This window comes from Massilia sp. (genome assembly GCF_046293535.1).
Taxonomy (GTDB): Bacteria; Pseudomonadota; Gammaproteobacteria; order Burkholderiales; family Burkholderiaceae_D; genus Telluria.
This window is the reverse complement of sequence record NZ_JBKBOV010000009.1, coordinates 134,663-149,608: the sequence shown is the minus strand read 5'-3', so window position 1 is coordinate 149,608 and position 14,946 is coordinate 134,663. Positions and strand designations below refer to the sequence as shown.

Sequence of the window (14,946 nt, the reverse complement as noted above, 5' to 3'; positions counted from 1 at the left end):
GGCTGGCGCCGTGGCGGCCGCGCGCGCGGCCGCGGCGGCGGCTGCGGCGCTGGCCGGCAACTGCACCGGCGCGCGCGCCGTGCTGTCCGGACGGCGGCGGAAGCTGGCTTCGGTGCCGGCGCCGAATTCCGAGATCGCGGCGGCCGGGCGCTGCACCGTGCGCACCAGGCGCGGCGTGATCGACAGCACGATCTCGGTGCGGTCGCTGGTATCGCGCGTGCTGCCGAACAGGCGGCCGACGATCGGCAGGTCGCCGATGCCCGGCACCTTGCTGCCGCTGGAGCGGTCTTCGTTGCTGATCAGGCCGGCCAGCACCTGGTTCTCGCCGTCCTTGAGCTGCAGGAAGGTGGTCGCCGAGCGGGTGCCGATGCGGTAGGCCACGGTGCCGGAGTTGGTCCTCACCGAGTCGCCCAGGGTGCTGACCTCGAGCGCGATGCGGATGCCGACCTCGTTGTTCAGGTAAATGGTGGGTTCGACGTTCAGGGTCAGGCCGACGTCGATGTAGTTGACCGACTCGGAGGCGAAGCCGCCCACGCCCGACGAGATCGTGGTCGAGATGTTGGGGATCTTGTCGCCGATGACGACCTTGGCCTTCTCCTTGTTGCGCACGCGGATGCGCGGGTTGGCCAGGATGTTGGAATCGCCGTCGGTCTTGTTGGCGTTGACGGTGGCGGTGAGGTCGCTGACGACGCCGATGTTGCCGCGGTTCAGGCCGCGCAGCTGGTCGATCGAGACCGGCTCGCCGTCGAGGTTCGCCAGCGGCGTGAAGGACACCGACTTCGGCCACGCGATGCCGAGGTCGACCAGGCGGCTGCGCTTGATCTCCAGCACCTCGACTTCCAGCATGACTTCCGGCTCCGGCACGTCCTGCAGCGCCACCAGCTGGGTCGCCACGCGCACCGCTTCCGGACTGTCGCGCAGGATCACCAGGTTGAGCTTCTCGTCCACCACCACGTCGCGCGACTTGAGGATCGTCTTGAAGGTATTGGCGATGTTCTTGGCGTCGGCATTGGCCAGGAAGAAGGTCTTGACCGTCATCTCCTGGTATTCCTTCAGCTTGGCCGCCACGTTCGGATAGATCAGGATGGTGTTGCCGTCCATGACCTGGCGCTCGAGCTGGTTGGTCATCAGGAGGTAGTAGACCGCCGCCTCGACCGTGCTGTTCTTCAGGAAGATCGAGCTGCGCTGGTCGGCCTTGACGTCCTTGTCGAACACGAAGTTCAGGCCGGCGTGGCGCGAGATGACTTCGAAAATCTGCTTCAGCGGAGCGTCGCGGAATTCCAGGCTGATCGGCTTGCGGAAGGACGCCGCCAGCGCCGTCTCGCCTTGCGACGCCGCCGCGGCCTTCTCGTCCACTTCCAGCATCAGGAGGCGCGCCGGTTCGTGCGCCGGACGCTCGGTCAGGATCGCGGCCAGCTTCTGGCGCGCGGTGTCGAACTCGCCCTTGTCGAACGCGGCGCGCGCCTCCTGCAGCATGCCTGCATGGCGGCGGTCGGCCTCGACCTGGCGCAGGCCGGCCCGAGCGCGCTCGTTGGCCGGATCGAAGGCCAGCACGCGGCGGTAATCCTCCAGCGCCTGCGCGACCTGGTTGGCGGCGAGGGCGCTTTCCGCCTGCTTGACCAGGCGGTCGGCCGCCGTGTCGCGCGCGCGCAGCCAGGCGGTGCGGTACTGGGGATTGCCCGGGTCGGCGGCCACCGCCTCCTGGTATTTCGCCAGCCCGGCCGCCACCTGGTCCTGCGCCACCAGCGCATTGCCTTCCTGGTAGGCGCGCTGGCCGGCGCAGCCGCCGATCAACACCGCCGCCAGGGCCATGCCCAGCACATGTGCCTTCGTGGGCGAAACTAAGCGAAGCATCAGTCGAACACTCCAATATTGAGCTGCTGAACCTGGTTCAGCGGCAGGTAAGTCAGGGTCAGCACCGGCGGCCTGATCGCGTCGACGCGGTACATGCCGTCGATGACCGTGTTCTCGCGCACGAGATGCGTACGGTCGCCCCGGGCCAGGTAGATCTCCCAGACGCCGTCCTGCAGCGACTTGCCGATGAAGGTGAAGGGCAAGGGCGGCGCACTGGGCGGCGGCGGCGGTGGCGCGGGGGCCGGCGGCGGGGGCGGCGGGGTCCAGTCCTGGCGCGCGAACACGCCATCCTCGCCCCCGTTGAAACGGTCGTCGCCGTCGCCGATCAGCACGTCGCGCGGGACCAGGCGCAGGATGGCCACCTGCTTGTCGCTATCCTTGTCCGCCCTGGTGTCGGTCGCTGGCGCGGCGGCGCCGGCCGCCGGGGCCGGTGCGCGCTCGACCGGCTCGGCCACCACGTCCCCGGGGGTGTTGTCGCCGAAGACCACCAGGCCGGCGGCGGCCGCCAGGGCCACGGCCATCGCGATATGGCGCGGCTTCATCGCGGCGCTCCCGGTGTGGCTGCGAGGTGCAGCGTCAGGCGCAATCGCGCCTCCACGGTCTCGCTGCCGATCGCGTCGCGCCGGAACGCCACGTCGTCGAGCGAGGCATGCGGCAGCGCGCGCAGCGCGTCGAAGGCGAACTGCCAGATGGCGCCGTAGCGGCCCGTCACCGGCAGCGTGATCTGGTAGGTGAAGAAGCGCCCTGCCCGGTCCTGGCTGCTGCGGTACTCGCCCTGGCGCAGGGCCAGGCCGTTCTTCTCGGCCAGCGCGAACAGGGTCTTGAGCTGGCGTTCGACCTTGCCGCGCTCGCCCAGCGAGGCATAGAAATGCGCCAGGTTCTGGTCGGCGCTCGGCGCGGGCGGCGCCAGCGCGCTGGGCGCCGGGGGCACGGCGGCCTGGCGGCGCGCGGTGTCGTACTGCTCGTCGAGGCCGGCCAGCGCCCGCAGCATCAGGAGGATCGCCACCATGACGGCCAATGCCAGCGCGCTTGCGCCAGCCACGACCGGATTCATGCGACGCAGCGCCAGCACGATGCGCAGCCACAGCGTGGACAGGCTCACGTCCTTCATTGGCCACCCCACTGTGCACTGATCTGGAAACGCAGCGGCCGGTTCGGCTCCTGCTCCGCGATCTCGTGGCGCACCAGGGCGCTCGAGGCGAACCAGCCCTGCTCTTCCATCCTGGCCACGTAGGCCAGCATGTCGTCGCTGCTCTTCGCCTCGGCCGTGATGCGCAGGGTACGGCGCTTGGCGTCCGGCTCCAGGGCCAGCAGGGCGACATTGCCCGGCGTGGCCGCGCGCACCGCCTCGACCAGGTCGCGCCACGGCAGGTTGAGCTGCATGACGGCGTCGTTGACGGCCTGCGCCTGCGCCGCGGACACGGTGAACTTCGGCGGCGCCGCCACCGGCAGCGGACGGGCGGCCTGCGAGCGCGCCGCGATGGCGGCCTGCAGCGCCTCCAGCCCCTCGCGCTCCTCCTGGTACTGGCGCACCTGCGACACCAGCACGAAGCACAGTATGGCGGCGAGGAACAGGAAGCCGGCGAAGCGTGGCGGCACCCGGAACAGGGCGCGCCGCAGCGTGCGCGGCGCGAAATCGATATGGGTGCGCTTCATGACGTCATTCCGGCGCGCGCCAGGCGCACGTGCTGCGGCCAGTCGGCGCTATCGTCTTCCAGCAGGGTGCAGGCGAACTTCAGGCGGCCCGCCGCGCTGGCCCAGCTTGCCGGGGCGGCCCCGCACAGCTGCAGGCGTTCGGGCCGCCCTGCCCCGACCCGCAGCGCCTCGCGCGCGATGTGGGCTTCCAGCCAGTCGCGGTCCGCTCCTGGCGGAATCACGGCGGTGCGCACCGCCATCAAGGCACTGCCCTCGTAGGCGGCGAGCGACAGCACGCCGCCATGCACCAGGCCGAACCAGGCGCCCGGGCGGCGCTCGCGGCGCCAGGCGTTCAGCGCGGCCACGAACTGCGGCGCCACCTCGACCAGGTGGAAGCGGTGCTCGTGCGCCAGCGATTCGAGCAGCGCGAGCAGCGCTTCCGGCGCGGCGGCGGCCAGGAAGGGACGCGCCGCATCCCAGTCGGCGCTGATGCGCCATTCGAGCGGCGGCGCCCCGAACAGGTGCTGGTGGCGCAGGGCGCAAGCCGCCTGCAAATCGCCCAGGCGCGTCGCGCCGCGCGGCGGCGGCACCTGCCACAGGCGCACCAATTCGTCGGCCAGCACCACGCTCACCGGCCAGCCGCGCGGATCGAACTCGCCCAGCAGCGCGCGCAGGCTCTTGCCCAGCGCATCCGGGGCGCCGGCTTCGATGGCTTGCTCGGCCAGCACTTCGACGCTCGAGCGCGGCCAGCCACCCACGCGCAACAGCGCCAGGCCGTCGGCGGCCACTCCCAAGCGCAACGACTGTCCGAACTTCCTACGCATGGAGGGTCACCCGCTTGATCTCGTCGATGGTGGTGGCGCCGCGCCTGACCAGGTCGAGCGCGGCCAGGCGCAGGCTGCGGGTGCCGTTGGCGTGGGCCGCGGCCTTGATGCGGCGGATCGGCTGCTTGTCGACGATCAGTTCGCGGATCTCGTCGTTCAGGGTCAGGATCTCGGCGATCGAGCGGCGCCCGCGGTAGCCGGTGCCGCGGCAGTCGCCGCAGCCCTTGCCGCGCATGAAGACGTAATCGAGCGTCTCCTCGGGCGCCAGGTGCACCGAGGCCAGTTCCGCCGCGTCGGGCTCGTAGCGCGCCGCGCAGTGCGGGCAGTTCATGCGGATCAGGCGCTGGGCCCAGATGCCGTTCAGGGCCGAAACGAAAGCATACGGATCGATGCCCATGTGGGTGAAGCGGCCGAACACGTCGAACACGTTGTTGGCGTGGACGGTCGTGAGCACCAGGTGGCCGGTCAGCGCCGATTGCACCGCGATCTCGGCGGTCTCGCGGTCGCGGATCTCGCCGACCATGATCTTGTCGGGGTCGTGGCGCAGGATCGAGCGCAGGCCCTTCGCGAAAGTCAGGCCCTTTTTTTCGTTCACCGGGATCTGCAGGATGCCCGGCAGCTGGTACTCGACCGGATCCTCGATGGTGATGATCTTCTCGCGGCCGTTGTGGATCTCGGTGAGCGCCGCGTACAGGGTGGTGGTCTTGCCGGAGCCGGTCGGCCCCGTCACCAGCAGCATGCCGTAGGCTTCCTGGGCCAGGGTGCGCAGGGTCGCCAGCGAAGGCGCGTCGAAGCCCAGGGCTTCGAGCGTGAGTGCGCCGTAGGATTCGATCATGGCGCGCTTGTCGAGGATGCGGATCACCGCGTCCTCGCCGTGGATGCTGGGCATGATCGATACCCGCAGGTCGATGTCGCGCCCGCCCGACTCGACCCGGAAGCTGCCGTCCTGCGGAATGCGGCGCTCGGCGATATCGAGTTCGGCCAGCACCTTCAGGCGCGAGATGATGTGCTCGGCCAGTTCGATGCCGCCCACCGTGGCCGCGTGGTCGAGCACCCCGTCGACGCGGTATTTCACCGCCAGGCCGCCCGCCGTGCTTTCGAGGTGGATGTCGGAGGCGCCGGCCTTGAGCGCATCGTACAGGGTCGAGTTGACCAGCTTGACGGCCGGGCTGCCGCTTTCCGACACCGAGGCGAAGGACAGCACCTGGTTGACCTTGCCGTCGCGCCGGGCGTCCAGGTCGCCCCCCACCAGGCTGTCGACGGCGCGCGCCGATTCCTCCTGCTTGGAGAGATAAGCCTGGATGTCGGACTGCAGCGCCAGGCACAGCTCGAGCGGACGCCTGGCGGTGGCGCGCGCCTGGGCGCCGAGCCAGGTCTGCAGGTCGAGGTCGAAGGGATCGGACAGCACCCCGGTCAGGCGTCCGGCCGCGTCGCGCAGCAGCACGCAGTGGCGCGCCATGGCCCCGGCCAGCGGCAGCAGGTCGAAGGCGGGGGACTGCGCCAGCATGGCGGCGGTTTCCATCACCGGCAGCGCGAAGGGCGCGGCCAGCTCGCGGATGATGCTGCGCGGCTCGAGGCCGGTCAGGCCTTCGAGTTCGGCCACCAGGCCGCGCCGCGACACGGCCGCCTGCGCACGGGCGCGCGCCAGCAGCGCCGGATCGAGCAATACTCCCTGGGGCGCGTTCAAGACATCGCTTTTCAAGACATATCTCCGGCCAGGTCGAAGATCGGCATGTACAGCAGCACCACGATGGCGCCCACCACCAGGCCGATGGCCGCCATCAGAAGCGGCTCGAAGGTGCGGGTGAAGCGGTCGATCCAGCGCGTGATCTCGCCGTCGTAGAAGGCGGCCGACTGGGTCAGCATGGGCCCCATGTCGCCGGTGCGCTCGCCCACGCGCAGCATGCGCAGGGAAATCGGCGTGGTCAGGCCATTGGCTTCGAACGCATTGGACAGCGGCTGGCCCGATTCGATGGCGGCGCGTGCCTGGGCCAGGCCCTTGCGCACGCTGCCGGACACCATCGGCTGCACGGTCTCGATGGCGCCGACGATGGTGATGCCGCCCTCGGTCAGCATGCCGAGGGTCAGGTACAGGCGCGACAGTTCATAGATGCGGGCGCGCTCGCCGATGCCGGGCAGGCGCACCAGGAGGCGGTTGATGCCGCCGCTGCGCACCAGGTGGCGCACGCCCGCGACGGTACCTGCGATGGCCAGCAGCGCCGCGACCAGGATCGCGCTGCCGTGCCTGGACGCGAACTGGCCCCAGTCGAGCAGCAACTGCGACATCCAGGGCAGGCTGCGCCCCGCCCCCTGGTAGACCTCGGCGAACTTCGGCACCACGTAGCCGATCAGGAAGGCGCTCACACCGCCGCCGACCAGCAGCAGGATCACCGGATAGATGGAGGCGCTGACGATCTTGGCGCGCACCAGGTCGATGCGCTGCTGGTAGTCGATGTAGCGCGACAGGGCGCGCGGCAGGTCGCTGGTGCCTTCGGCGGCGCGCACGATACCGACGTACAGCGGCGGGAACAGGTCGGGCTGGCTTGCCAACACGCTGGAGAAGCGCTTGCCCTCGCGCAGTCCGGCGAGCAGGCGCTCGAGCACGCCGCGCGCGCCCGGGTTGGCTTCCTTCTCGAGCAACGCTTCCAGGCTTTCGACGATGCCCAGGCCCGCGTTGAGCAGGGCCAGTAGTTCCTGGCTGAACAGGACCAGCGAGAGCTTGCCGCCGCCCTTGCGGCCGAAGCTCAGGCCGGCAAAGGGCGAAGAACGGGCCGGTTCGACGGCGCTGACGAACAGCCCGCGCGCCTCGACCTGGCGGCGCGCATCGAGCGCGTCGGCGGCATCGACGACAAGGTTCGAGATCGACATGTCGGGCGCAAGGGTGCGAACGGCGAACTGCATGAAGGCGGGCCCGGCTGAGGTTTACGTCTGGACTGTCAGGAACGGTGGCGCTGGATGGAGCGTTCAGTTCGAGGAAATATCGGCGTTGTCGCCGGTGCCGCCCGGCTGGCCATCCTTGCCGAGGGACAGGATTTCGTATTCGGCCTTGCTGCCCGGCGAACGGTACTGGAATGGACGGCCCCAGGGATCCTGCGGCACGCCCTTCTTCAGGTAAGGGCCGTTCCATTTGGCGCCGGCGCTCGGCGGCGCGGCCATCAGGGCGTTCAGGCCCTCTTCCGCGCTGGGATAGCGGCCGACGTCGAGGCGGTAGGTGTCGAGCGCCTTGTCGAAGGCGTCGATCTGCGCCTTCGCCACCGTCACTTCGGACTTGCCGAGCTGCGAGAAGTACTTGGGTCCGACATAAGCGGCGAGCAGGCCGATGATCACGATCACCACCAGCAGTTCGAGCAGGGTGAAGCCCGCCTGGGCACTGCGCACGCGGCGCGGCGCGGGCCGCCTACCGGCTCGCTGTTCCAATACTGAATGCATCGACCGACTCCTAAGTGCACATACGAAAAGCTTGGCGTGCAAGGCTAACACGGCGCTCAATGCCAAGACAACATTTCTTTATTTTTTACCATCGATCGCCACTATCGCAGCCACGCAAATCGTCTGGCTTGCGCTGCCGCAGAGCCGATGCCTTGCACGGAACCGTGGTGCAAGGATCGCACAAGCGCGCCGGCAGCGATCAGCGCGCCGCTGGCGACGATGCGCCCAGCTGGCAACTGCCGCTGACGCAGACCGCCCCCGGATCGGGCAGGTGGCGGCAGATCGACATCATGCCGCCCGCCTTGTTCGCAGCTTCGCGTTCGGCCTTGTACTGCTCGCCCAGCGCGCGCAGGGCTTTCTCGTCGGTGCCTGACATCGAATACGGCAGGTAGGCTTCCGGACCGCCGCAGGCCATCGCCCCGACCGGCAGGGTACGGCACTGGCCGGACTCGGTACAGGCGCCGCCGCCGGCCAGCGCGCGCATACGCGCCAGGGTGTCGGTCCCGCTTGCTGCCGCGCCGCTTGCCGCCGCCGGCACACCCTTGCGGCCGGGATCCTGGGCCTGGGTGGCGCAGGCGGAACAGGCGAGCAGGAAGATAAGGATGAGTTTTCGCATGTGTTCATCTTCCCTTCTTGGCAACACCTGGTCAAGCGAATCAGGGTACGCACGGCCGGGTTTGCCAGCACGGCAACAAAGCGGGACAAGGCTCGTGCATAGCAACATCCACCTGTTGCCGCACGACATCAATTTCCCTAATGAATTTTTTATTTCCTTAAAAACATAGGCATCAATTTCGCCCAACATCGCGCAACTTCGCCCTATTTTGTTTCTAAGTCTTAATATTTGCTGTTCGCTAACGAAAATAATTGAGCACTGGAAAAATTTACTCACTACAATAAGACTCGTTACAGACGAGCTTGCTCAACAGACCGACCATGAACATCTCCTTCCGTACTTTTGCCGCCATCTCCCTGACCACCCTCTTGACCGCCTGCGGCGCAGGCCAGCAGGAGAGCCAGATGCCGAAGACGCTCGGCTCGGCAATCCAGAGCGACCTGGGCGTCGCGGCTAGCGCCGGTGCCGCTGCCGCCCCCGCGGCCCCATCGACCGGCCCGGCCGTCGCCGCTGCCGCCGGCCCGAACAATCCGGTCCCCGACTGCGCCGCCGAAGGCTGCGCCAGCCTGCGCATCATCGACGGCAATGCCGAAGCCTTCCGCATCGACGCCATGCGCCGCGCCGCGGCCGAAGGCAACGGCCCGGCCCAGTCCTGACCCCCTGCCCTATCGGGCAGGCTGGTTTCCCATAAAAAGACACACCAGCCGCATGCGGCGTGGTGTGTTTTTTTTTGGCGGCCGCGGCCGCCAATCAGCACGCGCTCAGCGCACCGAACGGCGGCGCAGCGTGAAACCGAGCAAGGCCAGCCCGGTCAACATCAGCAATCCATCGGCGGGTTCCGGCACATCCGCTGCCGGAACCGGGTCGACAGTGGCGAATTCCCCATCGGCGAAAGGCCCCAGCATCCCCACTCCCGGGAACAATTCGAAGCGGACGATGCCGTAATCCTGGCCGATGGCGCCGCTGTCGTCGAACAGGCCGACCGTCAGCATGCTGCCGTCCATGCCGGTGTCAAGGCCCTGGTCGTCGCTGAACAGAATGTCGAACCCGAAGCCGGCGCCAAGGAGCACGTCGAATTTGAGATAGCTGCCCAGCTCGGGCAGGTTGGCCAGGGTAAAGCTGCCGTCAGGATTGAGCACCACCTGGTCGGACTCGCTGACCCCGCCGAACATCCCCGTCAGGTTCGAGATCGTCGCCGTCACCCGGCTGGCCTCCGGGAAGGAATTGAACTGCAGGTCGAGATAGGCGGCGCCCGAGCGTCCGCTGGTGTCGACCTTGACGTGGTAGCCGAGCGGCCCGGCCAGTGCCGCCAGTGAACTGCCCGCCAGGGCGAGGGTCAGGGCGGCCTGGCGCAAGAAGGTCTTTACATTGAACATGGATCGTTTTCCTTAGAATGAACCGCTGTAGATGGTCGCGCTGTAGTTGATGCCCAGCTTCGATGGGTTGTTGAACACGGTCGTCACGCTGACGCTTGCACCCGGTGCGATCGTGGCGGCGCCGGCGGTGATATAGGGATTGCCGTTGCGGGTGCCGCTGGCATTGGCCAGCGTCACGCCGGCCGGCAGGCCGGACAGCTCGACGTGGAAGGGACCGGCGATCGTGGCGCCGGTGTTGTTGGTGAAGCGGTAGGTGCCGCTGTACTGGCCGGTCGTACGGTTCAGGGCCAGGCCCGAACGGTAGATCGTGAAGTTCGACGTCACATCCGAGAAGGTCGGCGCCAGGTTCAGGCTGACCACCACCGGGTCGTGGTCCGAAGCGCGGTAGGCGTTCCTGACGTACGGATCCACGGCGTTATCGCCCAGGTTGTAGTCGATCGCTTCCGGCTCGTCGGCATTGTTGTGCCATTCGGCCACGTCGGCCACCTGCGGGTCGAGCGAGGTGCTGGCCAGTGCGTGGTCGAGGTAGCCGCTGAGGCCGCCAAAGATGTACGAGTAGGCGATGCCTCTCGGGCGCACGAAACGTTCGATCTGGTTGACGAAACCGTTCGAGGTCAGGTAGGTGATCGGGTTCTCGAAGCCATACGCGTTCAGGTCGCCCATCACCAGCACGTCGGGGTCGCCGGAAGCGGCAACGACTTGCGGGATGAAGTAGCTGACCAGGCGCTGCGCCTGCTCGACGCGGGTCTTGTTCCAGCAACCCTGGCCATCGCCGCTATCGGTGTCGCCCGGCCCGGCGCCGCCGCAACCGCCCTTCGATTTCAGGTGATTGACCACCATCGAGAATTTCGCGCCATTGGCGGCCTTGAAGGTCTGGGCCATTGGCGGGCGGTTGTTGAGGTCGTGGCCGTCCGACAGCGCGCCGCCGACCAGCGAGAGCGCCGCCGGCTTGTAGATCATCGCCACACGGATGGCGTCGGTCCCTAGGGCGGCCGGCTTGGGCACGACCGCATAGGTCGGCTTGCCATAGGCCGCGTTGAGCTGGTCGACCAGGTAGCCGACTGCGATGTCGCCGTTGTTCTGGATTTCGTTGAGGCCCACGACATCGGCGTCGATCGCCTTCAGCGAGGCGACGATCTTGTCGCGCTGGCGCTCGAACTCGGCCATGTTGTCGGCCCCGCGGCAGTTGCTGGCGCGGGTGGTGCTTCCCACGGTACAGCCCTTGCCGGTGCCGCCCCAGGCGTCGCCGCCGTTGGTGAAGGTGGTGAAGAAATTCAGCACGTTGGCGTTCGTCACCTTGACGTTGCCGGCCGCCAGCACCGGACCGTCGGTGCGCGGATTGGTGCGCGAGAACTGTGGCGCTGTGGTCGGCTGGAGCTTGAATGCCGCGCCACCGCCGCCGATGGCGCCGAAATCGAGCACGCCGGTCAGGTCGCTGACGGTGTCGCCGGCGCGCACGGTGCCGTCTGCGAACAGGTAAGGAACCTGGGCCGGGGTGCTGAAGATGCCGTCGTCGAGCACGATCATGTTGCGGGCGTTGGCCGCTGCCAGCGCGATCGCTTCGCTCGAACCCGGCAGGTAGCGGTTGGTCGGCAGTTCACGGCGGCCGTTGGACAGCGTCAGTTCACCGCGCTCGCCAAGATAGGCGGTCTGGTTGACGGTAAGGTCGCCCACGAAGCGCACCAGCATGCCTTCGTAACGTGCCAGGTCGCTGTTGGGGAGCTCGATGTTGGTGGGCGCCACGGTGCTGCCAGGACCGACGCGAGTCACGGAAGTAACGTTGCTCAGCTCGGTGTACGAGCGGGTGGCGCCGCTCGGCGTGTATTCGATCACGGTTCCCGTCACGCGCACCAGGTCGCCGACCGCGGCGGCAGTGCTGGCGCCGAACACGAACAGGGCGTCGGACGTGTCCGGGTTGCCGTCGCCGCTCGCGTCCTGGATGAAGAAGCCGCCGCCGGCGAGTTTGTGGGTGATCACGCCGGTCGTGGTCTGGACGGTGTTCCGGTACGGGCTGGCGGCGGCGCTGCCCTGGATCTGCGGGATCGTCAGCATGCCGCTGACGCTCAGCGTCACCGTGCAAGTGGCTTCCTGCGACGCGTTATTGGTGAACTTGACCGCGACCGGGTAGTTGCCGCTAGGCACAGACGCATCGGCCACCAGGCTGACGCTGGCGCTGGCGCCATCGGCGCTGGCAGCGATGAAATTGGCCAGCGAGATGCCTGGAGCGGCACCCGAGGTGATCGTCGCGCCATTGACGATGCTGTCGCGATCGCTGGCGCCGAGACTCGCGCTGAATGCGCTGCCCTGCTCGCCGTTCACGGTGGCCGGGCAGGAGGTGACGATCGGCGCCGCCGTCGGGACTGGCGGCGACGCCGGATCGCAGGCGTTGAACGGGCTGCTGCGTGTGCGCGGGGTGGGGGCGCCGGTGCCGAAGTCGGCGGCATTCGAATCGCTATCCTGACAGCCATTGCTCTTGCGCAGGGCAGCCGTGGAATTGGACAGGGCCGGGGTTGGCGCGCCTTCCGAGCCGTTCGCGGTCGGTCCGAATCCGACCAGGTCGACCAGGGCGCTATCGGAGGGATTGGTGCCGGTCAGCGCGGTCCTGTTGCTGACCAGCGCTACCTTGCCGGCGCTTGCCGACATCGCGGTTCCCCCGTTCGGGTTCGCCGGCTGCTGGTCGGACGGCGTCTCCGCCTGCGTGCCGGTGCCTGGCGCCTGGCGGATCAGGTAATACTGGCCCGGCTCGAGTGCCACCCCTTCGGTGATCGCGGTAACCGCCCAAGAATTGCCCGTGGCGGAAGCATACTGCACGCTCCAGCCACCGATCTCGACCCGGCTGCCGCTGCGGTTGAAGAGCTCGATGAAATCGTGCTTGTACTGGGCGCCGGCATTGCCGCCTCCGCCGTACACCTGGCTGATGACGACCGGCGCGTCGGCCAGCGCGGGTGCGGCTATGCCGGCGAGCAGGGGGGCAAGCAGGGCAGCCAGCACGGTAAGGCGGCCTGGCGCGTGAATCGAAGCGGGTAGCTTGTTCATGAGGTTCCTGAATAAGTAATTCGGATGCAACTAGTTGTAGGGAACTACGTTAGCAAAATGCAATTTACCATTAGCAAAATTGATAGTAAATCCAACTAGTGACAATGTCATGACGGCCAGGCGCAAGCCGGCCGGCCCTTTTATTAACGGGCGACAAGATAAGCTGCTACTGCTGTGTATGTATGTTTAGTTGCTGCTAACGTGCGCGATACGGCGCAGCAAGCGGTTCGCCGATGAACAGGCCCTGTGACGGCCACGCAACACTCTTCCAGTAGGCTTCGATGGCGCTGTTGCCGCTCAGGTAGTGGCGCAGCAGGACCGAGGGATTGGGGAATTTCTGCCAGTGGTTGCAGGGTTCGCTCACGGTGCCGTAGCTGGCGGTGGCGCCGGCCTCGAGCCAGCGCAGGCTGCTCATCTGGCTGTTGCCGAGCAGGTCGCCGCCCAGCGAGGTCAGGTGGTCGGCCAGGGCCCCGGGCACGAAGCCGAGCGTCTCGAGCTTGGCGACCTGGGCCATGCCGGTCTGGTAGACCAGCACGTCCTTTGCCCCTTCCAGCACGTCGGCCTGCATCACGCGGGTAGACAGGCGGCGCCCGGGAATGCGTCCCGGCTTCGGGAAGAAACCGACACGCGTATTGCGCGCCTTTTCCGAGGTGGCCAGGTAATAGGCGGTGGCGGGCACGGTACGGAAACCCGCGGCGACGCCGCGGTCGACCAGCGCTTTCGCCTCCTGCACGGACTCGGTGGGCAGCAGCATCGAGATCCGCATGCCGTGCTCGCTGAAGGGCTGCGCCGATTTGCTGTTGAAATAGGCACTGGGCTGGCCGGGTGCGCAGGTCCTGGCGCACTGGCCGCCGTCGAAGCCGAGGGTGTAGGCGCCGGTGATCGAATTGCAGTCCACCGCATAGGGCGCGGTCCAGACCATCAGCACGGCCTGGACCCCGGGGCCGAGCTTGCTGTCGATCTCTTCCTTCAGCAGGCGGAACTGGGCCGGACTGAGCGACCTGGGTTTGCCCGGAATGCGCACGTGCACCACGTTCGCGGCCGGGATCGCGCGGCGCTTGCGGTAATAGGCGCCGACGGCGACGCTGTTCGGGTCCTCGTCATTGATGACGATGGCCAGCTGTTCGGGCTTGAGCGCGGTCGCGCCGGCAGCATGGGCAGCCTGCGCAAGGACGGCGGCGGCAAGGCAGCAGGCCGCAAGGCAGCAGGAACGGATGGCACGCAAAGGCGCACCCAAACCGGTTTGCAGGTTCAGTCGCATGGGTCGGTGGCAAGGTGGACGAATGGCGGAGCCGGGCTCCGCCGCCATCATGCCACAGCTTGCCAAGCCGTCATGCGACGATGCGCACCCTGCCCTTCAGTGCTTGCGCCTCCCGGCGGCGGGGACCGCGGCGGCACGCCGGCGCCATGCCGCCCAGCCCAGCACGCCCAGGCCGCCAATGAACATCGCGGTGCTGCCGGGTTCCGGCACCAGCGAGATCGAATACACCTCGAGCGCGTCGACCCGGAACAACTGGCCGCCGGTGCTGCCGTCGATGATGCTGATGCCCTCGGACAGCCCGTCGCCGTAACTCACCTGCCAGGACAGCGCGGCATTCAGGCGGTCGTTGACGAACAGGTCGGGACCGGCGCCGAAGGTCGGACCGTGGTTGGGTTCGTTGTAGGTCTGGCGCAGGCCGCGGTTCGGCAGGATGTCTTCGGACAGCACCTGGCGCCACAGCTTGGCGTCGGTGAAATTGAAGATGAAGGCGGTGCGCTGCCAGTCGCGCGGCGTTTCGTGCCAGCCGTCGGTCGAGGACCAGCTTTGTGGATTGTAGCCGCCGACGATCCAGCTTCTCCCGAAATCGTTGGTGACCTGCATCAGCGTGAAGTTCATGCCGGCGCCGTCGGCGGCGGCATGGAAATCGCGCGAATTGTGGCCCTGCTCCCGGGTGTAGATGTTGCGCAGGTCCAGCGGACCTGCGCCCAGCCAGCGCTCGAGCTGGCCGTACAGGGTGAGGTCCAGCAGCGGCGCGCCGACCTGGGCATGCGCGGCCGGCGCGGCCAGGCCCAGCGTCATGCCGATGGCCAGGCTCGATGCCGCAAGCATTGTTTTCATGGATGCCCCCTCGCTCGGTTCAGTTGCGGGCATTGTATGCCCGCGTTCCGAAAGGGGTTCACACAGTTCCGCGATGCA

Annotated in this window: 14 protein-coding genes; 1 reads left to right on the top strand and 13 read right to left on the bottom strand. The window is 67.7% G+C overall.

Going from position 1 to position 14,946, the window contains the following annotated elements:
- The 9 genes from ACK4S9_RS07750 to ACK4S9_RS07710 all read right to left on the bottom strand — a co-directional run.
- Positions 1-1,854: secretin N-terminal domain-containing protein (locus tag ACK4S9_RS07750; RefSeq protein WP_409723741.1), on the bottom strand; the 1,854-nt coding region annotated here is incomplete at its 3' end.
- Entirely contained in the window at positions 1,854-2,396 is a 543-nt protein-coding gene (locus ACK4S9_RS07745) for a hypothetical protein (RefSeq protein ID WP_409723738.1), read from the bottom strand. The genes ACK4S9_RS07745 and ACK4S9_RS07750, both read right to left, overlap by 1 nt.
- Positions 2,393-2,965 carry a hypothetical protein gene (locus tag ACK4S9_RS07740; RefSeq protein ID WP_409723736.1) on the bottom strand — a complete coding sequence of 191 codons (573 nt, stop codon included), beginning with the start codon at positions 2,963-2,965 and terminating at the stop codon, positions 2,393-2,395. Before ACK4S9_RS07740 ends, ACK4S9_RS07745 begins: the two co-directional genes overlap by 4 nt.
- Positions 2,962-3,510, bottom strand: coding sequence for a PilN domain-containing protein (locus ACK4S9_RS07735; protein ID WP_409723734.1), 549 nt, complete (start codon positions 3,508-3,510; stop codon positions 2,962-2,964). The genes ACK4S9_RS07740 and ACK4S9_RS07735 overlap by 4 nt, the downstream gene beginning before the upstream one ends.
- The gene (locus ACK4S9_RS07730; RefSeq protein ID WP_409723732.1) at positions 3,507-4,313 is read right to left on the bottom strand and encodes a hypothetical protein; all 807 of its coding nucleotides are present in this window, start codon (positions 4,311-4,313) and stop codon (positions 3,507-3,509) included. The genes ACK4S9_RS07735 and ACK4S9_RS07730 overlap by 4 nt, the downstream gene beginning before the upstream one ends.
- Positions 4,306-6,015 carry a GspE/PulE family protein gene (locus ACK4S9_RS07725; protein WP_409723729.1) on the bottom strand — a complete coding sequence of 570 codons (1,710 nt, stop codon included), beginning with the start codon at positions 6,013-6,015 and terminating at the stop codon, positions 4,306-4,308. The genes ACK4S9_RS07730 and ACK4S9_RS07725 overlap by 8 nt, the downstream gene beginning before the upstream one ends.
- Positions 6,012-7,214 (bottom strand): type II secretion system F family protein, encoded by a 1,203-nt coding sequence (locus tag ACK4S9_RS07720; RefSeq protein WP_409723727.1) that lies wholly within the window; start codon positions 7,212-7,214, stop codon positions 6,012-6,014. The genes ACK4S9_RS07725 and ACK4S9_RS07720 overlap by 4 nt, the downstream gene beginning before the upstream one ends.
- 63 nt (positions 7,215-7,277) lie before the next feature.
- Positions 7,278-7,742, bottom strand: coding sequence for a type II secretion system major pseudopilin GspG (gspG, locus tag ACK4S9_RS07715; protein WP_409723725.1), 465 nt, complete (start codon positions 7,740-7,742; stop codon positions 7,278-7,280).
- A gap of 199 nt (positions 7,743-7,941) precedes the next feature.
- Positions 7,942-8,358, bottom strand: a complete 417-nt coding sequence (locus ACK4S9_RS07710; protein WP_409723723.1) for a hypothetical protein — start codon at positions 8,356-8,358, stop codon at positions 7,942-7,944.
- Positions 8,359-8,678: 320 nt separating this feature from the next.
- On the opposite strand from ACK4S9_RS07710, the gene ACK4S9_RS07705 reads away from it, so the two are divergent.
- Positions 8,679-9,014: a hypothetical protein gene (locus tag ACK4S9_RS07705; protein WP_409723721.1), complete on the top strand. Its 336-nt coding sequence runs from the start codon at positions 8,679-8,681 to the stop codon at positions 9,012-9,014.
- A gap of 105 nt (positions 9,015-9,119) precedes the next feature.
- On the opposite strand, the gene ACK4S9_RS07700 is transcribed toward ACK4S9_RS07705, so the two are convergent.
- The 4 genes from ACK4S9_RS07700 to ACK4S9_RS07685 form a co-directional block, all read right to left on the bottom strand.
- Entirely contained in the window at positions 9,120-9,734 is a 615-nt protein-coding gene (locus tag ACK4S9_RS07700; RefSeq protein ID WP_409723719.1) for an NF038129 family PEP-CTERM protein, read from the bottom strand.
- Positions 9,735-9,746: 12 nt separating this feature from the next.
- Positions 9,747-12,770, bottom strand: coding sequence for an ExeM/NucH family extracellular endonuclease (locus tag ACK4S9_RS07695; RefSeq protein WP_409723717.1), 3,024 nt, complete (start codon positions 12,768-12,770; stop codon positions 9,747-9,749).
- A 196-nt stretch (positions 12,771-12,966) separates the two neighbouring features.
- The gene (locus ACK4S9_RS07690; RefSeq protein ID WP_409723715.1) at positions 12,967-13,995 is read right to left on the bottom strand and encodes a TIGR03790 family protein; all 1,029 of its coding nucleotides are present in this window, start codon (positions 13,993-13,995) and stop codon (positions 12,967-12,969) included.
- A 132-nt stretch (positions 13,996-14,127) separates the two neighbouring features.
- Positions 14,128-14,868 carry a PEP_CTERM-anchored TLD domain-containing protein gene (locus ACK4S9_RS07685; RefSeq protein ID WP_409723713.1) on the bottom strand — a complete coding sequence of 247 codons (741 nt, stop codon included), beginning with the start codon at positions 14,866-14,868 and terminating at the stop codon, positions 14,128-14,130.
- Positions 14,869-14,946 lie beyond the last annotated feature (78 nt).